Here is a 26,215-nt window from a genome sequence, read left to right on the forward strand (position 1 = left end):
AATGCAGATAGCCGACGTTTTGAAAGCGTCGGTTATTTTTTTTGCATTAAGTTTTACCAACGTAGCGTTTCATACACCAAGCGAGGCCGGACACCGATCCGGATAGATAAATAGTTTCGTGCACGATCAAACAAAACTTTATGGTCGTGACTCATGAGGATTAGAAAGATGGGGCAATTTTTCACTTTAGCGCCGGTGCCCGCCGGTTTCCGCTGTGGCCGCAGCGACTATGGAGCAGCCGAGGTTACCTCGACCCGTTATCCAGCTTACAATCCCCTTCTTTTAGAATTAAGTCGCTCGTTGCGAAGTTTCCCCGCAACCTTAAGTCTTGGCGTGTCCGCCATCCGCAAGGCTCAAGGTAAGGGGGGGCTGAACAATGTCCGATAACACCCTTAACGCCGCTCCGGCTCAGCGCACTCAGCTGCGTAAAACCCTGACATTAGTTCCGGTAGTGATGATGGGTCTGGCTTATCTGCAGCCAATGACCATCTTCGATACCTTCGGCATCGTATCCGGCCTGACCGATGGTCACGTCGCGACCGCGTACGCCTTCGCTCTGCTGGCGATCCTGTTTACCGCCCTGAGCTACGGCAAGCTGGTGAAGAAGTTCCCTTCCGCCGGTTCCGCCTACACTTACGCCCAGAAAGCCATCAGCCCGCACGTCGGCTTTATGGTGGGCTGGTCATCGCTGCTGGACTACCTGTTCATGCCGATGATCAACATTTTGCTGGCCAAGATTTACCTGGAAGCGATCTTCCCGGGCGTCCCGTCCTGGATCTTCGTGGCGGTGCTGGTCGGGTTGATGACGATTTTCAACCTGCGCGGCATCAAGCTGGTGGCCAACCTGAACTCCATCATCGTGGTGGTGCAGGTGGCGATCATGATCGTGTTCCTGGGTCTGGTGATCAACGGCGTTTACCACGGCGAAGGCGCCGGTACGCTGGTCAGCAGCCGCCCGTTCTGGTCCGATAACGCTCACGTGGTGCCGATGATTACCGGCGCGACCATCCTGTGCTTCTCGTTCCTGGGCTTCGACGGCATCAGCTCGCTGTCCGAAGAAACCAAAGACGCAGAGAAAGTGATCCCGAAAGCCATCTTCCTGACGGCGCTGATCGGCGGCATCATCTTTATCGTGGTGTCTTACTTCGTGCAGCTGTACTTCCCGGACATCTCGCGCTTCAAGGATCCTGACGCGTCGCAGCCTGAAATCATGCTGTACGTGGCGGGCAAGTTCTTCCAGTCGGTGATCCTGGTGTTCTCCTGCGTGACGGTATTGGCGTCAGGCATGGCGGCGCACGCGGGCGTTTCGCGTCTGATGTACGTGATGGGCCGCGACGGCGTGTTCCCGACTCGCTTCTTCGGCTATGTGCATCCGAAGTGGCGTACCCCGGCGCTGAACGTACTGCTGGTTGGCGCCATCGCGCTGTCCGCGGTGTCGTTTGACCTGGTGACCGCGACCGCGCTGATCAACTTCGGTGCGCTGGTGGCCTTCACCTTCGTCAACCTGTCGGTGATCTCGCAGTTCTATATTCGCGACAAGATGAACCGCACCGTGAAGGACACGTTCAACTACCTGATCCTGCCGGTGATGGGCGCACTGACCGTCGGCGCGCTGTGGATCAACCTGGAAGCCAGCTCGATGACGCTGGGCCTGGTTTGGGCGGCCATCGGTCTGATCTACCTGGCCTTTGTCACCCGCAGCTTCCGTCTGCCGGTGCCGCAAGCGAGCGAAGACGCCGCCTAAGCGCGAGCCGTCTCCTCAGCCACAAAAAAGGCCGCTTTCGCGGCCTTTTCCTTTTCTGCTTGCTGCGGGTTTTATCCCACCAACTCTTTGCCGTAATCGAACAGCGCTTTCAGCAGGGCGGTTTTCTCTTTGTCGCCTTCGTGCAGGTTATACAGCGATTCGAGCTGCAGCAGGTAACTCTGCACGCGCTCCGCGCTCAGCGCTTCCTGGCGGTGTTGCAGCCAGCGGCGCTGCTCGGCGTCGTCCAGCGTATTCGGATAGTTGCGCGCGCGGAAGCGGAACAGCAGCTCTTTCATGCGGCCGTCGCTGAAGGCCAGATCCAGCGCCGGCAGGTTCTGCGGCTTGGTCTGCTGGATAATCCTCATCGCCGCCTTGTCGGCGTCGCTGAAGAAACCGTCGTACAAGCGGGCGTCGACGTCCTCGGAACCTTTGAACGGCTCGGCTTCGGCGAACAGTGCCACCACTTTCTCGCGTACTTCCGGGTGCTGTTTCAGCAGCTGCAGATTTTGCAGGCACGCCTGGCGATCGATGCCCAGCCGCTCGGCGTTCTCCGGCAGCAGGGTTTTGGCCGGCGCCAGCACCGGGCATTTGTTGATGTGCACCAGCTTGATCGGCACCGGCGCCTGATCCGGCGCCAGATCGTCGCGGCGGGTGTACAGCCGTTCACGCAGCTGCTCAGCGCTCAGCGTCAGCAGCGGCGTCATGTCGCCGGCGAGATCGCACATGATCACCGCGTTTTTGTTCTCCGGGTGCCAGGCCAGCGGCGACACCCAGCTGGTGTTGCCGCGCGCCGCGCCGAACATGCCGGAGACGTGCACCAGCGGCGTCATTTCGGCGACGTCGATCAGGGCGTTCAGTTTGTGCTTGTTGCGGTGTTGCAGCAGGAAATCGAACAGCCGCGGCTGCGCCTGCTTAACCAGCTTGGCCATGGCGATGGTGGCGTATACGTCTGACATCGCGTCGTGAGCCTGCGTGTGTTCGACGCCGTTGGCGCGCGTGAGGTGTTCGAGGCGGAAGCTGGGGAAACCGTCTTCGTTTTCCGGCCAGACGATGCCGTCCGGGCGCAGGGCGTAGCAGGCGCGCATCACATCCAGCAAATCCCAACGCGAGTTGCCGTTTTGCCAGCTGTAGGCGTAGGGATCGTAGAAGTTGCGATAGAAGATATTGCGGCTCACTTCGTCATCGAAGCGGATGTTGTTGTAACCGAGAATGCAGGTGCCGGCCACGCTGAAGGCCTGATGGATTTGGCGGGTGAACTCGGCCTCGTTAACGCCTTTGGCGCGCGCCACCTGTGGCGTGATGCCGGTGATCATCACCGCCTCGGGTTCCGGCAGGTAATCGTCGGCCGGGGCGCAGTAGATGACCAGCGGCTCTTCGATAATGTTGAAATCCATATCGGTGCGCACGCCGGCGAACTGCGCCGGGCGGTCCAGCGACGGGCTCTTGCCGAAGGTCTCGTAATCGTGAATATAAAATGTGGCCGTTGCCTTGCTGCTCAAAATCGCGTCTCTTCAGTGGCGGATACAATATGCCTCTATTGTAACGGCGTGGGGAGCGATGCCAAGCGGCGGTTAGCGAAATGCGCGCAATTACGCACGGCGATAGTAATCCAGCCGCTGATGAAAGTAGGGGAGCAGGTGATCGGGGATCTGTTGTTCCGTTTCCGTCTGGGTCGAGGCGATGCCGTAGCGCTCGTTGTAGATCACGCTGATGGCCAGCAAATCGGTTTCTATTTTCTCGCGTTGCGCCTGCGGTAAGCTATCCAGCTTTCGAGCCATCGTTATCTCCCTGTTAATCTTAGGGTATAATAGGATCGTTAGCCGGTCTTGTCCCTACCCATTCCGGGGGGCGGCGGAGGCCTGAACGCTTTGCTGCGGGCAGGGGGGCAGACTGTGGCGGGCGGCGAACTCGCTCTGCGCCTGGTGCGCATTGAGGCGATCTGCCCGATTATACAGCGAACAGGCGCCGCTTATCACCGCCACCCAAAACAGGGTGCACAGCAGCAAAACCCCCAACCAGATTTTTTGGTTATAGGTCATAAGTCCTCCACGGACGAGAAGAGAAATAACATTGACCGTTAAATTAAATCAGGCACTACATCAATAGTATTTAAACGGCGGAGATTAATCATGGAATCTACGCGGTTCTTTTGTTACTAAACCCATGATGGATGTTTCAAAAGATTCCTTAAGATAATATTAAGAAAAGTGTTTAAGGGCGCCGTAATTCTATTTAATATTTGTTTAAATATCCGCGGATACAATCAACCACATTCAATGCCAATGTGGGTGACAATGATGAAAACGCTACTGTTGACCGGCGCTACCGGCTTTCTTGGTGGTGCGGTTCTTGAAAAATTATTGATTGAAAATCAGTCTGTTAATTATCTTTTGCTGGTGCGTGCAGACGATGCGCAGCAAGGGCTGGCCCGTATTCGCGCGAATATGGAAAAGTTTAATATCGATGCGAATCTGCTGTCTAAAATTACGATTGAAAATATATTATTGGGCGACCTTTCCGAGCCGGCCGACTTTTTAACTGACGCGCGTATTAACAATGTTACGCACGTTATTAACTGCGCGGCCGTTGCTTCATTTGGTAATAACCCGCTCATTTGGAAGGTAAACGTAGAAGGCACTCTGGCCTTTGCCGAAAGAATGGCGCAGGTACCGGGATTAAAACGTTTCCTGCACGTCGGCACCGCCATGTCCTGTTCGCCGGAGCCGGGTTCGCTGGTGGCGGAGAGCGGCGAGTTTGAGGAAGACGCCGAACACCTGGTGGAATATACCCGTTCCAAATCCACCATCGAACAGCTGATGCGCCAGCGCTGCCCGCAAATGCCGTTGACCATCGCTCGTCCGTCGATCGTGGTGGGGCACACCCGCCTGGGTTGCCAGCCTTCCAGCAGCATTTTCTGGGTGTTTGGCATGGCGCTGATGCTGCGCAAGTTCATGTGCTCGCTGCAGGACAATATCGACGTGATCCCGGCGGACTACTGCGCGGATGCGCTGGTGATGCTGATGAACAGCGAAACGCTGGAGAACGACGTTTATCACATCTCCGCCGGTGAGGAGAGCAGCGTCAGCTTTGCCGAAATTGACAACGCCATGGCGGCAGCCCTGGAAAAAGCGCCGGTGGGCGATGAGTATGCGCAGGTGACCTATGACGCGCTGGTGAAAATGCGCCGCCAGCTGAAAGACATTTTCGGCCCGTGCAACGAGCGGCTGATGCTGAAGGCGATGCGCCTGTACGGATCGTTCGCCATGCTCAACGTGCGTTTCAGCAACGAGAAGATCCTCAAGCTGGGCATGCCGAAACCGCCGCGTTTCACCGACTACATCGCCGGCTGCGTGCAGTCGACGCGCGGGCTGTCTATCCAGCAGCAGATGGTGGTGGACTTCAAATAACCGCCGGGCGCAACGGGCGCCCGAGGTTATCGTCCGTTACCAGGACGAAGACGACCAGAAGACGCGGCCGAGCACCACCAGTTGCTCCTTGCGCTGCTGATAGCTGAGATGCTCGTCCTGGTACTCTTCCCGGTTGAGGGAGCGGATGACGACGCCGCCGTCCGGCTGTTCGATCAGCACCTTCACCCGCAGCAAATTGCCGTGGCGGATGGCGTAGGTCTTGCCCTCGCGGATGCGCGTATCGTCGGTGTTGATGCCGACCACGTCGCCGTCCTGCAGACGCGGTTCCATGCTGGAGCCGGAGATGCGGATAATGCGCGCGGCGTTGACCGCCACCCCCATCTTGTGCAGATAGTAACGGCGGAAGATCAGCGAAAACTCCTCGCGATCGACGATTTCGTAGCAGCCGTCGCCGGCGGAAAAATCGATATCCAGCAGCGGGATCTCCACAAACTCTTCCTTGTCTTGTTCGGTATCTTCCCATACCACCGGTTTCAAACGGGCGGGCTGGAAGTCCGACTCCGCCGCCACGTTGTCAAACGGGCGCACCAGCTGCTTTTCATGAAACACGTCGAACCAGCCCTTGGGCAAATTCAGCCTGGCCTCGATCCGCCTGGCCAGATTGTCGCCAAGATTGCGGGAGGATTTCTCCCCGATGATTTGGCTCAGCGTCGGCGCGGAAGACTCAACCAGCGTGGCGAACTCATTCTGGTTGACGCCTTGCCGGGCGTAGCGGGCCATTAATTCGCGCAGATTGTTGCGCCTGATTTCTTTAGTTTCCATCGTTTGATGATCGCACTCTTTAGCAAAAAGGTAAATAACGGTTTTGCTAAAAAACGCTTGCGCATGATTTAGCAATTAGCTAAAACAAAAAGGGTGAGCCAAAGGTTCACCTGTGCGGAGCGGCCTGTCATGATGAGAGGCCGCTCAGTGAAATCAAACGAGAGAGGGACTTTACGATGTACAAGATTGATTACAATAGCTACCGATCGGTCGCCAGCTTCGGCCACCGCGTGCGCTTTCTGGTGCTGCACTACACGGCGCAAAACTTCGCCGACTCGGTGACGTCGTTGACCGGAAAATCGGTCAGCGCGCACTATCTGGTGCCGGATCCGACCGATGCCACCTATCAGGTCGCCGGCTTCAGCGGCGTGCGCATTTTCAACCTGGTGGACGAGAACGAGCGCGCCTGGCATGCCGGCACCAGCCAGTGGGGCACCCGCAGCAATATCAACGACACCTCGATCGGCATCGAGATCGTCAACCTGGCGAGCGGCGACGGTGGAAACATCACCTTCCCGCCGTTCAATCCGCAGCAGATCGAGGCGGTCACCCAGCTGGCGCAGAACATCCTGCAGCGTTATCCGGACATCTCGCCGGTGAACGTGGTGGCGCACTCCGACATCGCGCCGGGCCGCAAGAGCGATCCGGGCCCGCAGTTCCCGTGGCAGCAGCTGTATCAGGCCGGCGTCGGCGCCTGGTATGACGAAGCGACCAAGCAGCAGCGCCAGCAGGAATACTGCAGCCAGGGTCTGCCGGCGCAGGCTGAGCTACTGAAACTGTTCGCCCAATATGGCTACGACACCTCGGCGGCGAACACCGCAGAAGGCTATCGCCAGCTGGTGCGTGCGTTCCAGCTGCACTTCCGTCCGCAGAAGTATGACGGCGTGATGGATGTTGAAACCGCCGCCGTTCTGCGCGCGCTGGTCGACAAATACGCCGCCTGAGCCTGAGTGCGAATGGGGGACGCCTCATTCGCCTTTTCCTTGCCGGGCTTCCTCCGCTAAAATAGCGGCCTGGCTAGTGTTTATCGGAGGCTCTGTGCGCCTCGATCGAAAAATCTCTTCATTTGAACTGCTGACCTATCGCCACTATCGCATCGTTCACGGCGTGCGCATCGGGCTGGCGTTTATCCTGACCTTTCTGTTGATCCGCCTGCTGGCGGTGCCCGAAGGCACCTGGCCGCTGATCACCCTGGTGGTGGTGATGGGGCCGATCTCGTTTTGGGGCAACGTGCTGCAGCGGGCGCTGCAACGCATTGCCGGTACGGTGTTCGGCGCGGCTTCCGGCCTGATCGCCCTGTATCTGGAACTCTATTCGCTGCCGCTGATGCTGGCATGGTGCGGCGTGGTGATGTTCGTCTGCGGTTACCTGACACTCGGCAAACGGCCGTATATGGCGCTGCTGGTGGGGATCACGCTGGCGGTGGTGTGCGGCGCGGGCGCCGGTGACATGCACACCGCGCTGTGGCGCAGCGGCGACGTGATCTTCGGCTCGCTGCTGGCGCTGCTGTTCACCAGCATCTACCCACAGCGCGCCTATATTCTGTGGCGCATGCAAATGGCGGACTGCCTGCAAACCGCCGCCCGTATCTACGGCGCGTATTTTTCGCCGAACGTCATTGAGCGGCCGCGGCTGGAGCCGCAGCTCAAGGATCTGTTGAATCAGGTGGTGAAGCTGCGCAGCCTGATCGTGCCCGCCAGCAAGGAAACCCGCATCCCCAAAGCGGTGTTCGAAGCGGTGCAAACCCTCAGCCGCAATCTGGTGTGCACGCTGGAGCTGATGGCCGATGCCTATTGGGCCTCGCGCGAAACGCACTTCATCATGCTGAACGCCCGCACGCTGCGCAGCACCCAGTTGCTGACGCTGAGCTCGCTGGAGTCGCTGGCGGTGCTGATGCGCGAAGGGCCGCAGGCGCAGCGCCAGGCGGCGGCGGGGCAGCTGGCGGAAATCGCCGGCGAGCTGAAAACGCTGATGCAGGAAGTCAGCGTCGGCCAACACGGCGAAGCGCCGATTTACGGCTATGTCTGGCTCAGTATGGAGCTGGCGCAGCAGTTGGAAGAGTTGGGGGATTTGCTCCAGGTTTGCACCGCCGCCGGGCGCGAATAAGGGGTCAGATCATGAAGGCGGCGCTTTGGGTTTTGGCCGCCGGGGCAAAGTGGGTAAGATAAGCCAATCACTGTTGTGCCGGACCGCCACAAACCTGTATCTTGGTGCCATGTGGCCGTAAGCAAATGAATCTGTGTATTACTAAAGCAAGGGTATAAAGATGGATAATGCAAATAAGCCGAGTTTCCAGGACGTGCTGGAGTTTGTGCGTATGTTCCGCCGCAAAAACAAACTGCAACGCGAGATCGTCGACAACGAAAAGAAAATTCGTGATAACCAGAAGCGCGTGCTGCTGCTCGACAACCTGAGTGAGTACATCAAGCCCGGCATGAGCATTGAAGACATTCAGGGCATCATCGCCAACATGCGCAGCGACTACGAAGATCGCGTTGATGACTACATCATCAAAAATGCCGATCTGTCCAAAGAACGCCGCGAGCTGTCCAAAAAGCTGAAGGCGATGGGCGAAGTGAAGTAACCCGCTTTAGCGGGCCGGGCGTCCTGCCTGGCCCGCATCCTTATCCCGCCTGATTTTCCGTTCTTGCCGACATTGCCGTTTCCGTTGGGGCGTTCCCCGGCGGCCGAAGGCGCCTCCCCATCCTGCAGGATCTGCAGGTGACCGCCGGGGAACGCGTGTTACTGCTCCGCACCGTACATGTCGAAGTCGAAATACTTGTCGTTGATTTTCTTGTAAGTGCCGTTGGCGCGGATCGCCTGCAGCGCGGCGTTGAAGGCGTTAAGCAGCGCGGTATCCTCTTTGCGCACCCCGATGCCGTCGCCGACGCCGAAGTACTTGCTGTCGCTCAATTCGGCGCCGATAAAGGCGAAGTCTTTGCCGCCGGGCGTTTTGAAGAATTCGCTGGCGCTGACGCTGGCCAGCAGCGACGCATCCAGGCGGCCGTTGGCCAGATCTTCGTTCACCTCCTGCTGGCTTTGGTAAGCCACCACGTTGACGCCGGCCGGCCGCCACAGCGCGTTGGCGTAGGTCTCCTGGCTGGAACCTTGCTGCACGCCGACCGATTTACCCTTCAGCGAGGCGGCGGTAGGCTGCAGATTGCTGCCTTTATGCGCCACCAGCCGCGCCGGGGCGTTGGAGACTTTGCTGGAGAAAGCGATCTGCTGCCGGCGCTGCGGCGTGATGGTCATCGACGAGGCGATGGCGTCGAACTTCTTCGCCTGCAGGCCGGGGATCATGCCGTCCCAGCTGCTTTCCACCCACACGCATTTGGCCTGCATCTGGTCACACAGCGCCTGGGCGATATCGACGCCGAAGCCGGTCAGCTTGCCCTGCGGATTTTTATACTCCAGCGGCGGAAAGGTGGGATCGATGCCCAGCTTGATCACTTTGCCGCTGAATTCACCGCTCAGCGCAGGAAAGCTCGCGGCCAGCGGCAGCAGCAACAACAGCCCTTTGATGATTTTCATGTCATTTCCTCTGTGTTGGCGATTAAACCGCGGGGCGAGCCAAAAAGCGCTCGACCAATTTGACCCAGTAAGTGGCGCCCAACGACAGACTGTCGTCGTTGAAGTCATAACCGGGGTTGTGCAGGGAATTGCCCGGCGTGGCGGGGCCGTTGCCGATCGAGATGTAGCTGCCCGGGCACTTCTCCAGCATAAAGGCGAAATCTTCGCTGGCGGTGAACGGCCGCAGCGTGGGGATCACCCGGCTCTCTCCGGCCCATTCCAGCGCTACCGCGCGCGCCAGTTCGGTTTCTGCCGGGTGGTTCACCAGCACCGGGTAGCCGTGCTGATAGTCGATCTCCGCGCGGGCGCCGAAGCTGGCGGCCTGCGCCGTGACCAGCTCGGTGATGCGCTGTTCCAGCCGCGCGCGCAACGCCGCCGTCAGCGCGCGCACGCTGAGCATCAGGGTGGCGGTCGCCGGGATCACGTTGGCGGCCTGGCCGGCCTGCATCGCCCCCACGGTGACGATCGCCGTTTCCTGCGGATCGATATTGCGCGCCACGATGGTTTGCAGGCTCATGACGATCGCCGCGCAGGCCACCACCGGATCGACGGTGCTCTGCGGCACCGCGCCGTGGCCGCCGTGGCCGTGCAGGGTGATGTGCACCGTATCGGCCGAGCACATGAAGGGGCCGCAGGCGAAGCCCAGGTGGCCGGTGGGTAAGCCGGGCACGTTGTGCATGGCGAACACCGCGTCGCAGGGGAAGCGCTCAAACAGGCCGTCTTCAATCATCACTTTGGCGCCGCCGCCGCCTTCTTCCGCCGGCTGAAAGATCAGATGCAGCGTGCCGAAAAAGTTCGGCTGCCGCGCCAGATAGCGCGCCGCCGCCAGCAGCATGGCGGTGTGCCCGTCGTGGCCGCAGGCGTGCATCACCCCGGAATGGGTACTGGCGTGTGGCAAGCCGGTCGTTTCGGCAATCGGCAGGGCGTCCATGTCGGCGCGGATGCCGAGCGATTTTCCCGGCCCGCGCTGCAGTGTGGCGACAACGCCGGTTTGTCCTACGCCGCGCGTGACGCGGTAACCCCATTCCTCCAGCCGCTGCGCCACCAGATCCGACGTCGCAAACTCCTGGAGGCCCAGCTCCGGGTGGGCGTGAATGTGGCGGCGAAGCGCGACCATCTCATCATGAACGGCGGCGATCTCAGGCAGTACCAGTGAATGCGTCATCACGGTCTCCGGCAAAAGGGTCCCGGCCAGTGGGCGGGGAACGGGGCAGAGGGATAGGCATCGAGACTAGCAAACTCCGTTTTTGCCGGGTAGCCGCCGTTCGGTTATGCTGACAACCTATGATTGTCAGGAGGTGGACATGAAACTGCACCAACTGCAGGCGCTGGTGGCCAGCGCCGACAGCGGCAGCATTCGCGCGGCGGCGCGGCATCTGGGGCTGTCGCAGGCGGCGGTGACCCGCGCACTGCGCGAACTGGAGCAAGAACAGGCGCTGCCGCTGCTGATCCGCACGCCGACCGGGCTGGGTTTTACCCCCTACGGCAAAACCCTGCTGGCGCACGCCCGGCTGGTGCTGAACCAGTTGGAGCAGGCGCAGGGCGAAATGGCGGCGCTGCGCGGGAGTGCGGCGGATCTGGTCAAGGCGGCGATCACTCCCTGGCTGATGCTGACGGTGCTGCCGCCGGCGGTGATGGCGTTTCGCAGCAAGGTGCCGGCGGTGCGGCTGGAACTGTCGGAAAGCCTGATGGCCAACGCCCAGTCGCAGCTGCGCGAGGGCACGATGGATTTCGCCATCACGCCGCTGCCGGCGTCGTCGGCGCCGCAGGAGTTTCACTGCGAGCCGCTACTGGAGTATGAAACGGCGTACATGGTGCGGCGCGGCCACCCGCTGGCGCACAGCACCTCGTTGCATCAGCTGCTGGAGCAGGATTGGGTGATGAGCTATACCCAGGAAAGTTTCGATGCGCTGCTCGACGAGGTGTTCCACCGCCACGGCGCGCGCCTGCCGCGCCAGCGCATTATCCAGGCGCATTCGTTCGGCATGCTGCAGGCGCTGGTGGAATCCGCCGAGATGTGCACCTGGTGCCCGCGGCCGATCGCCGCGCTGCCGCAATTCGCCTCTCGCTTGCAGCCGCTGGCGCTGCGCGAGAGCTGCCAACCAGCGCAGCTGAATATCGTCACCCGGCGCAACAGCATTCTGAGCGCCGCCGCCCATGCTTTTATCGACACGCTGGTGCGCACCCTGCGCCAGCAGGTGCGATCGTCGCGGCCGGAGGATCGCCAGATCTACGATCGCGTGCGCCTGCTGATTTAGCGGATCTGCCCGGATCGGCGATCCCGTAAATGGGATCGCGATCCGCATTTGTAGCATTTTTAGCCGCAATGTTAATGAACTGTGATTTTGCTCAAATAATTATTTTTGCAGCTTTGGTTATATGTCGCTCTATGTTCACGTTGTCATTTTTAGTTATCGGGATGTGTAATGGTTAATTTGTTGAAATTTATAATTTTATAACTCAGTTTGTTTTTTGTTTGATAAAAATGACAACGTCAACATTTATAATTTTCAAGCGTTTAACGAGAATATTGGAGGGATAGATGAGCCAGTTGCCGGAAAAAATGCGCGCGGTCGTTTGCCACGGCCCGCAGGATTACCGTTTCGAACAGGTGCCCACGCCGCTGCCGAAGGCGCGCGAGCTGGTGATCAAGGTGGAAGGCTGCGGCATCTGCGCCGGCGACTGCAAGTGCAAGAACGGCGCGCAGATGTTTTGGGGAGAGAACCCGTGGGTCAAACCGCCGGTGGTGCCGGGGCACGAGTTCTACGGCCGCATCGCCGCGCTGGGCGAGGGCGCGGAAGGCAAATACCAGCTCGGCGAGCGGGTGATCGCCGAGCAGATCGTGCCGTGCTGGGAGTGCCGTTACTGCAAATCCGGCAGTTACTGGATGTGTGAGACGCATAACATTTACGGCTTCCAGAAAGACGTGGCGGAGGGCGGCATGGCGGAATACATGCGCTTTTCCGAGAACGCCATCGTGCACAAGATCCCGGAAAGCCTGAGCCATGAAGACGCGGTATTGATCGAGCCGATGGCCTGCGCCATTCACACCGTGGCGCGCGGCGACATTCAGCTGGACGACGTGGTGGTGCTGGCCGGCGCCGGGCCGCTCGGGCTGTGCATGGTGCAGGTGGCGCGCCTGAAGACGCCGAAGAAACTGATCGTGATCGACGCCATCGACGAGCGACTGGCGCTGGCGAAGGAATTTGGCGCCGATGTGGTGATCAACCCGCTGAAGGAAGACGCCGACCAGATCGTCAAATCGCTCACCGGCGGCTACGGCTGCGACGTCTACATCGAGGCCACCGGCGCGCCGATCGGCGTCACCCAGGGGCTGCAGATGATCCGCAAGCTGGGCCGCTTCGTGGAGTTCAGCGTGTTCGGCAAGGAAACCACCGTCGACTGGTCGATCATCGGCGATCGCAAGGAGCTGGACATTCGCGGCGCGCACCTGGCGCCCTACAGCTATGAGATCGCCATCGATCTGTTCGAGCGCGGGCTGGTGACCTCAAGCGGCGTGGTGACCCACAGCTATTCATTGAACGACTGGGACGAAGCCTTCGCCCTGGCGGACTCGACCGACTCCATCAAGGTGATCCTGGTTCCCTGACCCTCCCGCCGTACCGCTGTTGCAGTCACGACCGTCGGCCCGCTCGCAATGGGGGGGCCGGCCGGTCGGCCAAACGTAAAGACATGCTGTTGCTCTGATAACCACAACAAGAAGCTTCCCTACAGGAGAATTGGCTATGTTTTCATTATTCAAAAAGACCCTGCCTTTTATCGTCGCCGGTGGAATGTTGGCGGCCAGCCATGGGGCGCTGGCCAAGCAAATCACTATCGGTATGTCGTTCCAGGAAATGAACAACGACTACTTCGTCACCATGAAGCAGGCGCTGGATCAGGCGGCGGCGGATATCGGCGCCAAGGTGTACGTGGCCGATGCGCGCCATGACGTCGCCAAACAGATCGGCGACGTGGAGGACATGCTGCAGAAGAAGGTGGATATCCTGCTGATCAACCCGACCGATTCGGTGGGGGTGCAGTCGGCGGTGATCTCCGCCCATAAGGCCGGCGCGGTGGTGGTGGCGATCGACGCGCAGGCCGAAGGGCCGCTGGACTCGTTCGTCGGCTCGGAAAACTACGACGCCGGCTTCCAGGCGGGCGAGTATCTGGCGAAAGCGCTGGGCGGCAAAGGCAAGGTGGCGATCCTCGACGGCATCCCGGTGGTGCCGATCCTGGAGCGCGTGCGCGGCTTTGAAGCGGCGATGAAGAAATACCCCGACATCAAGATTGTCACCAAACAAAACGGCAAGCAGGAGCGCGACACCGCGCTGACCGTCACCGAAAACATGCTGCAGTCGGCGCCGGATCTGGCGGGCATCTTCAGCGTCAACGACGTCGGCGCGCTCGGCGCCCTGGCGGCGATTGAAAGCAACGGCGCCAAGGTCAAGCTGGTGAGCGTCGACGGCCAGCCGGAAGCCATCAAAGAGATCCTCAAGCCGAATTCGCCGTTTATCGCCACCTCGGCGCAGTTCCCGCGTGACCAGCTGCGCATCGCGCTCGGCATTGCGCTGGCCCGCTACTGGGGCGCCACGGTGCCGAAAACCGTGCCGGTCAAAGTGAAGCTGATCGACCGCAGCAATGCGGCCGGCTTTAGCTGGTAACAGCGGCAGGTTCGCCCCGCTGCGGCGGGGCGTTCGGCGCGGAGGGCAATGCGGTGACACCTTTACTGGAACTGAAGCGAATAAAAAAGAGCTTTCCCGGCGTGAAGGCGCTGGACGGCATCGATCTGGCCATTCAACGGGGCGAGGTGCACGCCCTGCTGGGCGAAAACGGCGCCGGCAAATCGACGCTGGTGAAAATCATGTGCGGCATCCATCAGCCGGACGAGGGCGACATTTTTATCGACGGCGAGCAGCGCCGCTTTAACAACTATCGCCAGGCGATCGAGGCTGGGGTCGGCATTATTTTTCAGGAATTCTCGTTGATTCCCTACATGAGCGCCATCGACAACATCTTCCTCAACCGGGAGATTAGGAACCGCTGGGGCCTGCTGGATCGGCGGGCAATGCGGCGCAAGGCCGAGGCGATCTTCAAGCGGCTGACGGTGGCTATCGATCTCGATTGCCCGGTGGAGCAGCTGAGCGTGGCGCAGCAGCAGTTCGTTGAGATCGCCAAGGCGCTGTCGCTGGAGGCGCGGGTGCTGGTGCTGGACGAACCGACCGCCACGCTGACGCCGGGCGAGGCCGAGCACCTGTTCAGCGTGATGAACGATCTGCGGCTGCTGGGCGTCGGCATGGTGTTTATCTCGCACCACCTGGACGAGATTTTCACCATCTGCGATCGCATCACCGTGCTGCGCGACGGCGCCTACATCGAAACGCTGGCCACCGGCGACACCAACGTGGAAGAGCTGGTGCGGCTGATGGTCGGGCGCAAAATCGAGAACGCCTTCCCGGTGAAACAGCACCCGGTCGATACCGCGACGGTGCTGCTGGAGGCGGAGATCCAGCGCGAGAAGCACGGCGCGACCGACCGTTTTCGGCTGCATAAGGGCGAGATCCTCGGTTTCGCCGGGCTGGTGGGCTCCGGGCGCACCGAGACCGTCTCGGCGCTGATCGGCGCCAGCCGCTGCCACCGCAAACGCGTCAGCCTCGGCGGCCAACCGGCGGCGCTGCGCTCCCCGGCGCAGGCGCTGGCGCAGGGCATCGGCCTGCTGCCGGAGAGCCGCAAAACCGAGGGCCTGGTGCTGCCGTTTTCGGTGGCGCAGAACATCACCCTCAACCGACACCACCGGCGCGGCAAGATCTTCGTCAGCGCCCGCAAGGATCGCGACGTGGTGCAGCGGCTGATCCGCGCCGTGGGCGTGAAAACCCCGGACGCCGAGACCGCCGTCAGCACCCTGAGCGGCGGCAACCAGCAGAAGGTGGTGATCGCCCGCTGGCTCAACAACGACTGCAACATCCTGATCTTCGACGAGCCGACGCGCGGCATCGACGTGGGCGCCAAGGCCGAGATCTACCAACTGATGCAGCAACTGACCCAGCAGGGCATCTCCATCATCATGATTTCCTCCGAACTGCCGGAGATCATCGGCGTGTGCGACCGCGTGCTGGTGTTTCGCGGCGGCCACATCGTCGCCGAGCTGACCGGCGACGACATCGAATCCAACCACATCATGCTTCACGCGACCGGGAGTGCCTTATGATCGGAATTGAACAACCCGCCGTGGCGCGCCGCGCCGCCGGCCCCAGCCTCGGCAAGCGCTGGGAAAAACTGCTGCATCACCCGGCGGTCCTGCCGTTTATCGGCTTCGCTGTCCTGTTCGTACTGATGAGCCTGCTGAACGACAGCTTCCTCAGCGTCAACAACCTGACCAACGTGGCACGCCAGGTGTCTATCAATGCCATCATCGCGGTGGGCATGACCTGCGCCATCCTGACCGGCGGCATCGATCTCTCGGTGGGGCCGGTGATGGCGCTGGCCGGCTCGGTCGCCGCCGGGCTGATGCTGGCGGCGGTGCCGATCCCGCTGGCGATGGTGGCCGCGCTGGCGCTCGGCGCGCTGTTCGGCCTGGCCAACGGCGCCTGCATCGCCTACCTGCGCATGCCGCCGATCATCGTCACCCTGGCGTCGATGGGCATCGCCCGCGGCCTGGCGCTGCTCTATACCGGCGGCTACCCGATCTCCGGCCTGCCCGACGTCTTCTCCTTCTTCGGCCGCGGCACGGTGCTGGGCATCCAGGTGCCGATCCTGATCATGCTCGGCGTGTACCTGCTGGCCTGGCTGATGCTCAACCAGCTGCCGTTCGGCCGCTACGTCTACGCGATGGGCGGCAACGAAGAGGCGGCGCGCCTGAGCGGTATCCGCGTGCCGCGCTACAAGATGCTGGTCTACGTGATCAGCGGCCTGACCGCCGCGCTGGCCGGACTGGTGCTGACCTCGCGCCTGATGAGCGGGCAGCCCAACGCCGGCGAAGGCTTCGAGCTGGACGCCATCGCCGCCGTAGTGCTGGGCGGGGCGGCGATCTCCGGCGGGCGCGGCGCCATCGTCGGCACGCTGGTGGGGGCGATGATGCTCGGGGTGCTCAACAACGGCCTCAATCTGATGAACGTGTCGCCGTATATCCAGAACGTGGTGAAGGGCGGCATCATCCTGGCCGCCATCTACCTCAGCTCCGTGCGGCGCAAATAGGAGGCGCGATGTCAGTCTTTCTTGGCATAGACGTCGGCGGCACGGTGATCAAGGCCGGGCTGTACCGGGCAAGCGGCGAAGAGCTGGCGATCGCCGAGCGCGACGGCGCGGCGATCGCCGCCCAGCCGGGCTTTAGCGAACGCAATATGGACGCGCTGTGGGATGACGTTTGCGCGGCGATCCGCCAGACGCTGCACGCGGCGGGGCTGGAGGCCGGGCAGGTGCGCGGCGTCAGCTTTTCGGCGCACGGCAAAGGGCTGTACGCCATCGACCGCCACGGCAAACCGGTCGGCAACGGCATCCTCTCTTCGGACAACCGCGCGGCGGCCACGGTGGCTGAGCTGCGCCGCGCCGGCGTGGACGCGCAGACCTACCCGCGCAGCCTGCAGCCGCTGTGGCCCAGCCACCCGGCGCTGCTGCTGCGCTGGCTGAAGCAGCGGCAACCGGCGCAGTACGCCGCCGTCGATCGCATCCTGATGGCGCACGACTACCTGCGCTTTCGCCTCACCGGCGAGGCGGCGGCCGAAGTGACCAACATCTCCGGCAGCAACCTGTTTAACCAGCGCAGCGGCGCTTACGATCCGGCGCTGATGGCGGCCTTCGGCATCGAAGAGGCGCAGGAGAAGACCGCGCCAACGATCGGCTCGGCGCAGCTGGCCGGGCGGGTGACGGCCGCTGCGGCGGCGCAGTGCGGCCTGCGAACGGGGACCGCGGTGTACGGCGGCCTGTTCGACGTGGTGGGCGCGGCGCTCAGCTCCGGCGTGGCCGACGATCGCACGCTCAGCGCGGTGGCGGGCACCTGGTCGATCGCCACCTGCGTGACCGAGCGCATCATTCCCGCCGATTACCCCTACGCCTGGGGGCGCTACTGTATCGACGGCCGCTATTTCGTGCACGAAGGCAGCCCGACCTCGGCCGGCAACCTGGCCTGGTTCCTGCGCCAGTTCTGCGCCGACGACCGGCAGCGCTACGCCCAGTTCAACGCCTGGGTGGCCGAGCGCCGCGAGCAGCCCAGCGGGCTGCTGTTCCTGCCGTATTTGTACGGCTCCAACCTCGGCGGCAACACGCCGGGCGGGCTGATCGGCCTGAGCGCCCACCATGAGATGGCGGACGTGGTGCAGGCGATCTACCAGGGCATCGTGTTCTCGCACCTGATCCATCAGGAGCGCATGGTGCAGCTGAACCCGCGCATCGAGCGGGTGCGCATGACCGGCGGGCCGACGCAGTCCGAGGTCTGGATGCAGATGTACGCCGACGCCGGCAACCTGCCGCTTGAGGTGGTGGAAACGCGCCAGAGCGGCTGCCGCGCCGCCGCCCTGTGCGCCGCCGTCGGCGCCGGGGAGTACGCCGGGTTCGCCGAAGCGATCGCCGCCGCGCCGCCCAAGCTGCGCTGTTATTATCCCGCGACCGCCGCCCATCGGCGCCTGCGCGCCCAGCAGGCGCGCTATCTGGCGGTCGCTCAGGCTTTGAGTGAGGTGACTGATGCAAACGACTAACGCCGCCTGTCTGGGGCTGTATGAAAAGGCGCTGCCCGCCGAACTGAGCTGGCCGCAGCGGCTGGCCACCGCCGCCGAGCTGGGCTTTGAATTTGTGGAGATGTCGATCGACGAACAGCCGGCGCGCCAGCAGCGGCTGGACTGGGATCGCCGCCAGCGGCTGGCGTTTATCCAGGCGCGGCTCGACAGCGGGGTGACGGTGCCGAGCCTGTGCCTGTCGGCGCACCGGCGCGATCCGTTCGGCAGCGCCGAGGCTGCCACCCGCGAACGGGCGCGGGTGCTGATGAGCAAGGCGCTGGAACTGGCGACGGATCTCGGCATCCGCAACATCCAGCTGGCGGGCTATGACGTCTATTACGAACCCGCCGATCGCCACAGCCGCGAGCGCTTTATCGAGGGCATGCAGTGGGCGGCGGCGCAGGCCGCCAGGGCGCAGGTGATGCTGTCGGTGGAGGTGATGGACACGCCGTTCATCAACAGCATCAGCAAATGGCGCGACATCGCCCGCCACGTCAACAGCCCGTGGTTCACGGTGTATCCCGATCTCGGCAACCTCAGCGCCTGGGGCAACGACGTCGCCGCCGAGCTGGCGCTGGGCATCGGCAGCATCACCGCCATACACCTCAAAGACACCGTGGCGGTGGGGCCGGGCAGCGCCGGGCAGTTCCGCGACGTGCCGTTCGGCGAGGGCTGCGTGGACTTCGCCCACGCCTTTTCCGTGCTCAACGCGCTCGGCTATCGTGGCCCCTACCTGCTGGAGATGTGGGCGCGCGAAGACGGGCGGGATAAGCAACGCATCGCCCAGGCCAAGGCCTGGATCGAACAACAGATGAATGAGGGAGGCATCGCATGCTGAACGAACTCAAGCGGCAGGTGCTGGCCGCCAACCTCAGCCTGCCGGCATACGGGCTGGTGACCTTTACCTGGGGCAACGTCTCGGCGATCGACCGCCAGAGCGGGCTGGTGGTGATCAAGCCTTCGGGCATCGCCTACGAGGCGATGACGCTGGAGGATTTGGTGGTGGTGGATCTGGAGGGCAAAGTGCGCGAGGGGCACCGCAAACCCTCATCCGACACCGCCACCCACCTGGCGCTGTACCGCGCCTTCGCCGATATCGGCGGCGTGGTGCACACCCACAGCCGCAACGCCACCATCTGGGCGCAGGCCGGGCAGCCGATCCCGGCGCTGGGCACCACCCACGCCGACTACTTTTACGGCGACATTCCCTGCACCCGGCCGATGAGCGAGGCGGAAATCGCCGGGGATTACGAGGGGGAAACCGGCAAGGTGATTATCGAGACCTTCAATCAGGCGGGGCGCGATCCGCAGCAGGTGCCGGGAGTATTGGTCTATTCCCACGGCCCGTTCGCCTGGGGCAAGGACGCGGCGGATGCGGTGCACAATGCGGTGGTGCTGGAAGAGGTGGCGATCATGGCGATGGCGACGCGCCAGCTGGCGCCGGCCATCGCCCCGATGCAGCCGGAGCTATTGGATAAACATTTCCTGCGCAAGCACGGCAAACACGCCTACTACGGGCAATAGCGCCCGTCAGCGATTCAACAGCGAGCCGGTGAAGAATTCTCTGCGCACCGGCAACTCGCCGCGCGGGCTGTTAATGGCGCTGAACAGCAGCTCCGCGGCGATCTCCCCCAGTTTCTGCGTATCGTGATACACCCCCGGAATGTGCAGGCCGTAAGCGCCGGCGCGCGGCGGCTCGTCTATCGAGAAGAACTTCACCTGCTGATAAAGCCCCATCTCGTGGCAGATGGCGATGGCGCCCAGCGTGATGATGCCGTTCAGGCCGATGATGTAATCCGGGCGGTTCTCCGGCTGCGCCAGATAGGCGCGCACCTCGCTTTCCTGTGAGGTGAAATCGTAGTCGCCGTTGATGATATGAATCTCACGGCCGCTGCCCTGCAAGGCCGCGACGATGCCGGCGGTGCGCGTTAGCGTAATTTCCGAATCCGCCGGGCCGCCGATAATCAGCAGCTTCTGCTCCGGCTGCTCCGCCAGATAACGCCCGGCCAGCACGCCGATCTCGCGGTTATCGAGGAACACGCCGCTCAACTGCTGATCGTAGAGATCGCGGTCGATCAGGATCAGCGGTACGCCGTACACCTCGGCCAGCTCGAGATAGGCGGGGCGGTAGCGCTTGTCGTCGCGCACCGCCGACAGCAGGATGCCGCGCGCCTTGTAGCCGAACAGCGCCTGAATGGCGCGCATTTCCGCCTCTTCGCTGCCGTCGGTGTCGAACAGCATGATCTGATAGCCCTGCTGACGCGCAATGCGCGACACGGTCTTGATCAGGCCGGAATAGAAAGGGTTGTACATGCTGCTGGTAACGATGCCGATAATCTGGCTGCTGCTGCTTTTCAGCCCCTGCGCGAACGCGTTGGGCACATAGTTCAGCTCTTTGGCGATGGCGTGAATGCGCTCGCGGGTTTCCGGCTTGACCAGCTCGGGCTTATTGAAGGCGCGGGAAACGGTGATATTGGTCACCCTGGCGCGGCGGGCGATATCCACGATAGTGGCATTGGGATTGGCTTTCGACACCGTCTTTCCTTGCGTTATGCCTCAACAGATCCCTTATTGTAGGGAAAGGGCGGGGGCGGTGCTAGGGGGGATGGGGGATGAGATTTGTTTGTGGGAGGGGGAAATAAAAATGCAAAGATTATCAATAATGCCATGTGTTTATTAATTCAGAATTAAATAATTCGATGTAATTGTATTGTTGTTCGCAAGATAGTTCAGTAAGGAGCTTTCTACGGGCGACGTCGGACATGGAAAACCGCTTTGTGCCATAAGCGGACATTGCTAATCTGCTTGTGTATGGAGCTATGGGAGCTAGTCACAGGACAATCTGTTTCTAATTGCTTAATATTCTGGGCATCAGTTGTGAAAAATTTCAATTTTCTGTCAGGACTATGCCGTGGCGATCTTCGATATCAATAAAGATGAATTACTCGGACTCTCAGATACTCTTTTGGAAGAGTTAATTGCTCGCCTTGCTGAAGCCGAAGTGGCGGCCTGCGGTCATAGCCCGGCGTGGGTGCGCTGGTCGGGATCGATCAACACACCTGATGGTGGAATTGATGTCCACGTGCAGGTGCCGGTCGAAGAGCTCAACTCCGGGTATATTGAGCGACCGGATACCGTCTTCCAGGCCAAAAAACATAGGATGCGCAGGGCAGATATTCTGCGAGAGATGGCTCCCTCTGGCGTCCTTTCTCCCATGATATCCGGCCAGGCCACAAAGGGGGGAAGCTATATCATTGTCAGTCTGGATGAGGACTGTTCCCCCACTATGCTTGCCGAACGCGTCAAGGCGATGTATGAGGCCGTCAGGCATACTCCGTCTCACCCAACTCTTCATCTGGCTTTCTATGATCGCGCAAAGTTGGCTCAGTGGATACGACAGCATCCGTCAGTAATGCTGTGGGTAAACAGAATACTGGGGCGGGGATATTCCGGCTGGCAACCATATGGATCATGGAGTTGCCCTCCAGATGGGGCGGAAGATACCCTGATAACCGCGTCCGGCATCACGATCTCAACTCCGTCAGAAAAAGGTCATCCCCTGAGTATTAAGGATGCCATCGGGCCGATACGCCAGCTTATCCTGACCACTCGTAAAGCCGTGCGTATTACTGGTTTATCGGGCGTCGGTAAAACGAGGATTGTTCAGGCCTTGTTTGATGAATCCGTAGGAGCCGATGCCCTGGACCGCACCCTGGCGGTTTATGCCGATACCGGTGACGATCCGATCCCTTCTGCTGCAGCCATGCTGGAACGCCTCATCGCTGACCAGCGCAGCGCAATTATGGTTCTTGATAACTGCCCGTCTGAACTGCATGCTGCCCTCGCGGCGAGAGTTACCTCGGTGGGGGGTAGGATCAAGCTAATTACCGTTGAGTATGATATTCGGGAGGACAAACCTCAGACCACGGAGGTGATCCACATCGAGGCGGTAGGACCGGAAGTGGCGGAAAAACTTCTGCTGCGGCGCTTCCCCGGTATCGGACAGTTGAACGCCCGTCGAATCGCGCAGTTCGCTGACGGAAATGCCAGAGTCTCGCTGGCTATCGCTGAGAGAGTGGATGAGGGGGAGTCGTTGGCCGTTCTGTCCGATGCACAACTCTTCGACAGACTTTTTGAACAACGTCATGAGCGAGATGAGGGATTACGGGAGCAGGCTGAGATACTTTCGCTGGTATACTCGTTTTCGAGTGACTTTTCTGAAACAGGCGACAGTGAACTGGAGATTCTTGGCACGCTCGCGGGCTATTCACATAACCAGCTGTACCGTACGCTCAAGAAGCTGACCGATCGCCGCATTCTTCAGGCCAGATCGCACTGGCGAGCCATCTTACCCCATGCTATAGCGAACAAACTGGCAGCCTCCGCGCTGAATAGCTTTCCGGTTGCGTTTCTCAGGTCTACCTTTGAAGTGCCGGGACGGGAGCGCCTCCTTATGTCATTTGCTCACCGGCTGGGCCTTTTACACGATCATCCGGTGGCAAAGGAGATTGCGGCTGCATGGCTCCAGCCGGAAGCCATGCTGGGTAACCTGCTGGCATTAGAGGACTTGCCGGCTCGTATGTTGGAGTACATAGCACCGGTGGTGCCTGACGTTCTGCTTAACCGGATTGACGAGGTCCTCAGGGCCGCAGACTTTAAAGGCCGGGAAAGACATTACGATCCCCGCTGGAGTACCATCCTCAACCTTTTGCAGGCACTGGCCTGGGAACCTTCATACTTCAACCGTTGCGCCAGCCTTCTGCTGCAAATAGCGGATCATGAAATAGATAAGACTCGTCAGGAGAATGCGCGAGACAGACTCACATTGTTCTGTCAGCCCTATCTGTCAGGTACACATGCCTCTCTGGAGCAGCGAATTGCGCTTCTGGAGGAGTGTCTTACTTCAGGTTTATCACAGCGTCGCACTCTGGGGCTGAAAATGCTTTCTGCCGGACTTAGCGGTTCGACGTGGACAAGTTCGGGTATATATGAGTTTGGTGCCCGCCCGAGGGATTACGGGGCAGAACCAGACTATAACGCGTTGATGGCGTGGAGATGCTCGTTCATCGAGATTGCCGTTCGCGTCGGGAGCGCCGATGATATGCATCTTGCCAACGCTGCGCGGACAATTCTGGCAAATGCACTCAGTGGCCTGTGGCGTGATAAGAGGATGGGCTCCGTCCTCGTTGATGCCGCACGTACATTGCATGCCCGTCTTCCCTGGGGAGAGGGCTGGAAGGCGATTCGGACAAAACTGTACTTTATGCGGAAGGAGCCTCAGGTATCGTCCGTGCTGCTTGAAACTCTTGATGCTCTGGAAAGGGAGCTCAGACCGAATGATTTGCTTTCCGCTATCCGGCTTTATGTCCTGAGTAAAGGCCACTATAACTGGGTGCTTGATGACGAATTTAACCGCAGTGACCAGGAACGATACACTGAAGCAGAAGAGCGACTGATGGCCAGAGCAGAGCAACTGGGGCGTGAGTTTGCCACTTCAATACTTTGTCTTTCTGACCTGAGACCCAATCTGTTCTCTTCTGAATGGATGCCTTACCGGAGCGCATTCGGGAAGGGGCTCGCTGAGGGAACCGCGAATCCCCATGAAGTCTGGCAATTACTTATAAAAGAACTGGAACAGAACTCTACTGAAAATAAAGATTTTTCTGTGTTTCAAGGCTTTATCGAAGGCGTGGATCGTAGTAAGGAAGTGCTAGCCCATGAATTTCTGGATCACTGTGCTGTGCATCCTTCACTCTGCCGAGTTCTGGTTAATTTGCATCCCCAGCGAGATTTTACAGAAACCGACCTCTATCGATGTATGTCGGTTCTGAATAAACCTGATACTCGTATAGTTATGTTTGACGCCATTCTTTGGCAAAAAAAATACCTGCATTTGCCATTAAACCGAGTGCTTGAACTGGCAGAACGACTTTTAGCCATAGAAAACGGCGCTGAGGTGATTTTGAATGGGCTAGGGATGAGGTTACATGACAACAAAGCGACAGAGGACATACTTGGCCCGGAACTCCGTCAAATCGGTCTCAGGGCAGCAATTCAGGTTTTACAGAAAGAGACTGATGATCGGGGCGGTTTCGTTGATGGCTTTATGGCATCTGTCGTAGCGGCGGCATTGCAGTTTGACAGTCATGATGGGCTGACAGAAAACTGGCTGGACGCAGTCTTCTCAGCGATCGATAAACATTATGGTTACATGAATGATTACCATAAAACTATTCAGACAACGGTGACACTCATACCCGTAGAGTTTCTCTCTCGTCTCTTTGCTGATTCTGAAGATCAAATATGTATGCGGTTGTTCTTCATGCGTGGCGGCATTTCGGATACTCCACTGCTTTCTGGTGTTGGCATAGAAATCGTGATTGACTGGTGCTTCAGGAATGAGAATACCAAGGTATGGGCATATGTGCCGCAGGGGTTAGAACTCTGGTCAAGTAGTACTGACACAAGCAGGACTACTTTGCGCGAGAACGCCATCAAATTCCTGGAGGCTGCACCTGAACCTTCAGTGGTTCTTGAGTCTTTTGCTGAATTAACTAGTCCGTCAAGTTGGAGTGGCAGTCTTGCAAACATATTACAGTCCCGGACTGACGGTTTCGGTGAACTCATTGCACACGAGCGGGATGACATTTCAAAGGCTGCAAAAAAGATACATGAGAGATTGATACCTATGATTGAGCGTCAAAGAATTCGAGAACAGCAGAAAGATCGTGAAAGTGAGCAGCGGTTTGAGTGATGGTTACCCGCAATGATCTGAATCGCCACCGATCTTCAAGGCACTTTGACACTAGTATTTTCACGCATCTCAATTGCAGGCATAACGTCCGCTTTTCGCTCAAAGCAGCCTCTCTAATACCGCCAATCAAAGCAACAAACCAGCGCCAGCAGCGTAGGAGCGACGGCGGTGAGGGGCTCATTGGGTGAAAACAGCAATCCACGCCAAAGAATGATCGAAAAAACAACGCAGATGATGAACCCTACGCTCGACTACCGATAACAACACCGCTAATCTAGCCGCGACTTTTCACCCCCCAACTCCCCGCCACAACCCCGGCAACAACCCCAGCGTCTCATCAATCAGCGTTCGCCGGTCATTGCCCGGCTTCCAGATGGTCACCATGGTTTGGCTGATCCCCTGGCTGCCCACTTCGGTGCGCAGCGTGTTGACGTTTTTCCACTGTTCCGCATGCATATGCGTCGGCAGGAATCCCCAGCCGCAGCCCTGTTCGAGCAGGGCGCGCAGCATCTCCAGCTCGTTGGTAAATATGGTATGCCCGGAAATTTGCAGACGGCGCGCCACCGGTTCGTCAGAATCCGGGTGCATGATCACCTGCGGCGTGAGCGAGAGCTCCAGCAGCGAAAGCGGCTGTTCCGCGCCGGGGAAAAGCGTTTCGGCGGCGTAGAAATCCATCTCTATCGCCCCTAAAGCGCGCCACTCCATGGCGTCGCCCACGCTGCGATGGCGCGCCTGGCAGATGCCCAGATCGGCCTGGCCGCTTGCCAGCAGGCTTTCCGCTTCGTCGCGCGAGGCGTTAATCAGGCTCAGGCGCGTGTTGCGTTGGGTCATGGCGGCAATCAGCGCTTGCAGCAATGCACGGGGCGTGAAGGGATCGTAGACCAGCGAGATTTCCTGCGCCGCGCTCTTCGGCACGTCTTTGGCAAACGCCTCAAACGCTTTCACCTGGCGCATCAGCAGGTGCGCCTGGCGCTGCAGCTGTTCGCCTTCCGGCGTCAGGTGCAGGCTGCGCCCCTCGCGCAGGAACAGCGCATAGCCCAAGCCATCCTCGAGAAAATCAATCAAATCGCGCAGCGTCGTGCGGTCTTTGCCCAGCTTGAGCGCGGCTTTCGCCAGGCTGCCGTGCTCGGCCACGGCGGTGAAGGCTTCAAGTTGGGCAAAGGAATAAATCAGGCTCGGCACGCGGCTCTCCCGTCGTTTTTGCGGGGGATTTTCCCCCATCAGGCGTTTTTTATTATAGGCCGCGTTT

General features: G+C 60.1%; 22 protein-coding genes. 14 read left to right on the top strand and 8 right to left on the bottom strand.

Features of this window, described 5'->3' with window-relative positions; all coding sequences use genetic code 11:
- The first annotated feature begins 376 nt into the window (after positions 1–376).
- A complete protein-coding gene (locus ACJ8QF_RS10635; protein ID WP_004935642.1) occupies positions 377–1,744 on the top strand; it encodes an APC family permease in 1,368 nt (455 codons plus the stop codon).
- Between the two features lie 71 nt (positions 1,745–1,815).
- On the opposite strand, the gene sbcB is transcribed toward ACJ8QF_RS10635, so the two are convergent.
- The 3 genes from sbcB to ACJ8QF_RS10650 form a co-directional block, all read right to left on the bottom strand.
- A complete protein-coding gene (gene sbcB / locus ACJ8QF_RS10640) occupies positions 1,816–3,243 on the bottom strand; it encodes an exodeoxyribonuclease I (protein ID WP_004935640.1) in 1,428 nt (475 codons plus the stop codon).
- A gap of 90 nt (positions 3,244–3,333) precedes the next feature.
- Positions 3,334–3,522, bottom strand: coding sequence for a DNA polymerase III subunit theta (locus ACJ8QF_RS10645; RefSeq protein ID WP_004935635.1), 189 nt, complete (start codon positions 3,520–3,522; stop codon positions 3,334–3,336).
- Positions 3,523–3,576: 54 nt separating this feature from the next.
- Positions 3,577–3,783 carry a hypothetical protein gene (locus ACJ8QF_RS10650; RefSeq protein ID WP_004935633.1) on the bottom strand — a complete coding sequence of 69 codons (207 nt, stop codon included), beginning with the start codon at positions 3,781–3,783 and terminating at the stop codon, positions 3,577–3,579.
- Between the two features lie 258 nt (positions 3,784–4,041).
- On the opposite strand from ACJ8QF_RS10650, the gene ACJ8QF_RS10655 reads away from it, so the two are divergent.
- A complete protein-coding gene (locus ACJ8QF_RS10655; protein WP_004935629.1) occupies positions 4,042–5,151 on the top strand; it encodes an SDR family oxidoreductase in 1,110 nt (369 codons plus the stop codon).
- A 36-nt stretch (positions 5,152–5,187) separates the two neighbouring features.
- On the opposite strand, the gene ACJ8QF_RS10660 is transcribed toward ACJ8QF_RS10655, so the two are convergent.
- Positions 5,188–5,934, bottom strand: a complete 747-nt coding sequence (locus ACJ8QF_RS10660; protein WP_004935623.1) for a S24 family peptidase — start codon at positions 5,932–5,934, stop codon at positions 5,188–5,190.
- Between the two features lie 176 nt (positions 5,935–6,110).
- Here ACJ8QF_RS10660 and ACJ8QF_RS10665 point away from each other — a divergent pair, with 176 nt between their 5' ends.
- The 3 genes from ACJ8QF_RS10665 to tmaR all read left to right on the top strand — a co-directional run bounded on the left by ACJ8QF_RS10665 (position 6,111) and on the right by tmaR (position 8,518).
- The gene (locus tag ACJ8QF_RS10665; protein ID WP_442537505.1) at positions 6,111–6,878 is read left to right on the top strand and encodes an N-acetylmuramoyl-L-alanine amidase; all 768 of its coding nucleotides are present in this window, start codon (positions 6,111–6,113) and stop codon (positions 6,876–6,878) included.
- 94 nt (positions 6,879–6,972) lie between these two features.
- On the top strand, positions 6,973–8,040 hold the full coding sequence (locus ACJ8QF_RS10670) for an FUSC family protein (RefSeq protein ID WP_442537506.1): 1,068 nt from the start codon (positions 6,973–6,975) through the stop codon (positions 8,038–8,040).
- Positions 8,041–8,200: 160 nt separating this feature from the next.
- Entirely contained in the window at positions 8,201–8,518 is a 318-nt protein-coding gene (gene tmaR / locus ACJ8QF_RS10675) for a PTS system regulator TmaR (protein WP_004935612.1), read from the top strand.
- 158 nt (positions 8,519–8,676) lie between these two features.
- Here tmaR and ACJ8QF_RS10680 read toward each other — a convergent pair whose 3' ends face one another.
- Together ACJ8QF_RS10680 and ACJ8QF_RS10685 are read right to left on the bottom strand one after the other, a co-directional pair.
- The gene (locus ACJ8QF_RS10680; protein ID WP_021505905.1) at positions 8,677–9,465 is read right to left on the bottom strand and encodes an ABC transporter substrate-binding protein; all 789 of its coding nucleotides are present in this window, start codon (positions 9,463–9,465) and stop codon (positions 8,677–8,679) included.
- Positions 9,466–9,487: 22 nt separating this feature from the next.
- Complete coding sequence (locus tag ACJ8QF_RS10685; RefSeq protein ID WP_442537507.1) at positions 9,488–10,669, bottom strand: M20 aminoacylase family protein; 1,182 nt, start codon at positions 10,667–10,669, stop codon at positions 9,488–9,490.
- Between the two features lie 139 nt (positions 10,670–10,808).
- Here ACJ8QF_RS10685 and ACJ8QF_RS10690 point away from each other — a divergent pair, with 139 nt between their 5' ends.
- From ACJ8QF_RS10690 to araD, 8 genes are all read left to right on the top strand, one after another.
- On the top strand, positions 10,809–11,762 hold the full coding sequence (locus ACJ8QF_RS10690) for a LysR family transcriptional regulator (protein ID WP_442537508.1): 954 nt from the start codon (positions 10,809–10,811) through the stop codon (positions 11,760–11,762).
- Between the two features lie 284 nt (positions 11,763–12,046).
- Positions 12,047–13,114, top strand: coding sequence for a zinc-binding dehydrogenase (locus ACJ8QF_RS10695; protein WP_049189181.1), 1,068 nt, complete (start codon positions 12,047–12,049; stop codon positions 13,112–13,114).
- Between the two features lie 136 nt (positions 13,115–13,250).
- Positions 13,251–14,168: an ABC transporter substrate-binding protein gene (locus ACJ8QF_RS10700; RefSeq protein WP_015378502.1), complete on the top strand. Its 918-nt coding sequence runs from the start codon at positions 13,251–13,253 to the stop codon at positions 14,166–14,168.
- 53 nt (positions 14,169–14,221) lie between these two features.
- Positions 14,222–15,712, top strand: a complete 1,491-nt coding sequence (locus tag ACJ8QF_RS10705; RefSeq protein ID WP_085058782.1) for a sugar ABC transporter ATP-binding protein — start codon at positions 14,222–14,224, stop codon at positions 15,710–15,712.
- The gene (locus tag ACJ8QF_RS10710; protein WP_015378500.1) at positions 15,709–16,698 is read left to right on the top strand and encodes an ABC transporter permease; all 990 of its coding nucleotides are present in this window, start codon (positions 15,709–15,711) and stop codon (positions 16,696–16,698) included. The genes ACJ8QF_RS10705 and ACJ8QF_RS10710 overlap by 4 nt, the downstream gene beginning before the upstream one ends.
- 8 nt (positions 16,699–16,706) lie before the next feature.
- Positions 16,707–18,194 (top strand): FGGY-family carbohydrate kinase, encoded by a 1,488-nt coding sequence (locus ACJ8QF_RS10715; protein ID WP_004935590.1) that lies wholly within the window; start codon positions 16,707–16,709, stop codon positions 18,192–18,194.
- Entirely contained in the window at positions 18,181–19,050 is an 870-nt protein-coding gene (locus ACJ8QF_RS10720) for an L-ribulose-5-phosphate 3-epimerase (protein ID WP_442537509.1), read from the top strand. The genes ACJ8QF_RS10715 and ACJ8QF_RS10720 overlap by 14 nt, the downstream gene beginning before the upstream one ends.
- Positions 19,044–19,736 carry an L-ribulose-5-phosphate 4-epimerase gene (araD, locus tag ACJ8QF_RS10725; protein ID WP_033632583.1) on the top strand — a complete coding sequence of 231 codons (693 nt, stop codon included), beginning with the start codon at positions 19,044–19,046 and terminating at the stop codon, positions 19,734–19,736. Before ACJ8QF_RS10720 ends, araD begins: the two co-directional genes overlap by 7 nt.
- A gap of 6 nt (positions 19,737–19,742) precedes the next feature.
- Here the strand turns inward: araD and ACJ8QF_RS10730 are convergent, their stop codons facing one another.
- Entirely contained in the window at positions 19,743–20,747 is a 1,005-nt protein-coding gene (locus ACJ8QF_RS10730) for a LacI family DNA-binding transcriptional regulator (protein WP_004935582.1), read from the bottom strand.
- A 376-nt stretch (positions 20,748–21,123) separates the two neighbouring features.
- Between ACJ8QF_RS10730 and ACJ8QF_RS10735 the strand changes: the two genes are divergently transcribed.
- Positions 21,124–24,966 carry a hypothetical protein gene (locus ACJ8QF_RS10735; protein WP_131164939.1) on the top strand — a complete coding sequence of 1,281 codons (3,843 nt, stop codon included), beginning with the start codon at positions 21,124–21,126 and terminating at the stop codon, positions 24,964–24,966.
- A gap of 288 nt (positions 24,967–25,254) precedes the next feature.
- On the opposite strand, the gene ACJ8QF_RS10740 is transcribed toward ACJ8QF_RS10735, so the two are convergent.
- On the bottom strand, positions 25,255–26,148 hold the full coding sequence (locus tag ACJ8QF_RS10740) for a LysR family transcriptional regulator (protein WP_131164938.1): 894 nt from the start codon (positions 26,146–26,148) through the stop codon (positions 25,255–25,257).
- Positions 26,149–26,215 lie beyond the last annotated feature (67 nt).

The sequence above is a fragment of the Serratia sp. CY81684 genome (assembly GCF_052166595.1).
In the GTDB taxonomy this organism is placed as follows: Bacteria; Pseudomonadota; Gammaproteobacteria; order Enterobacterales; family Enterobacteriaceae; genus Serratia; species Serratia nematodiphila.

Bases quoted from the DNA above. Each gene is read 5' to 3' on its own strand.
- ACJ8QF_RS10635 (WP_004935642.1), top strand. From the start codon at position 377: ATGTCCGATAACACCCTTAACGCCGCTCCGGCTCAGCGCACTCAGCTG.
- ACJ8QF_RS10645 (WP_004935635.1), bottom strand. From the start codon at position 3,522: ATGGCTCGAAAGCTGGATAGCTTACCGCAGGCGCAACGCGAGAAAATA.
- ACJ8QF_RS10650 (WP_004935633.1), bottom strand. From the start codon at position 3,783: ATGACCTATAACCAAAAAATCTGGTTGGGGGTTTTGCTGCTGTGCACC.
- ACJ8QF_RS10655 (WP_004935629.1), top strand. From the start codon at position 4,042: ATGAAAACGCTACTGTTGACCGGCGCTACCGGCTTTCTTGGTGGTGCG.
- ACJ8QF_RS10660 (WP_004935623.1), bottom strand. From the start codon at position 5,934: ATGGAAACTAAAGAAATCAGGCGCAACAATCTGCGCGAATTAATGGCC.
- ACJ8QF_RS10665 (WP_442537505.1), top strand. From the start codon at position 6,111: ATGTACAAGATTGATTACAATAGCTACCGATCGGTCGCCAGCTTCGGC.
- tmaR (WP_004935612.1), top strand. From the start codon at position 8,201: ATGGATAATGCAAATAAGCCGAGTTTCCAGGACGTGCTGGAGTTTGTG.
- ACJ8QF_RS10680 (WP_021505905.1), bottom strand. From the start codon at position 9,465: ATGAAAATCATCAAAGGGCTGTTGTTGCTGCTGCCGCTGGCCGCGAGC.
- ACJ8QF_RS10685 (WP_442537507.1), bottom strand. From the start codon at position 10,669: ATGACGCATTCACTGGTACTGCCTGAGATCGCCGCCGTTCATGATGAG.
- ACJ8QF_RS10690 (WP_442537508.1), top strand. From the start codon at position 10,809: ATGAAACTGCACCAACTGCAGGCGCTGGTGGCCAGCGCCGACAGCGGC.
- ACJ8QF_RS10695 (WP_049189181.1), top strand. From the start codon at position 12,047: ATGAGCCAGTTGCCGGAAAAAATGCGCGCGGTCGTTTGCCACGGCCCG.
- ACJ8QF_RS10700 (WP_015378502.1), top strand. From the start codon at position 13,251: ATGTTTTCATTATTCAAAAAGACCCTGCCTTTTATCGTCGCCGGTGGA.
- ACJ8QF_RS10710 (WP_015378500.1), top strand. From the start codon at position 15,709: ATGATCGGAATTGAACAACCCGCCGTGGCGCGCCGCGCCGCCGGCCCC.
- ACJ8QF_RS10715 (WP_004935590.1), top strand. From the start codon at position 16,707: ATGTCAGTCTTTCTTGGCATAGACGTCGGCGGCACGGTGATCAAGGCC.
- ACJ8QF_RS10720 (WP_442537509.1), top strand. From the start codon at position 18,181: ATGCAAACGACTAACGCCGCCTGTCTGGGGCTGTATGAAAAGGCGCTG.
- araD (WP_033632583.1), top strand. From the start codon at position 19,044: ATGCTGAACGAACTCAAGCGGCAGGTGCTGGCCGCCAACCTCAGCCTG.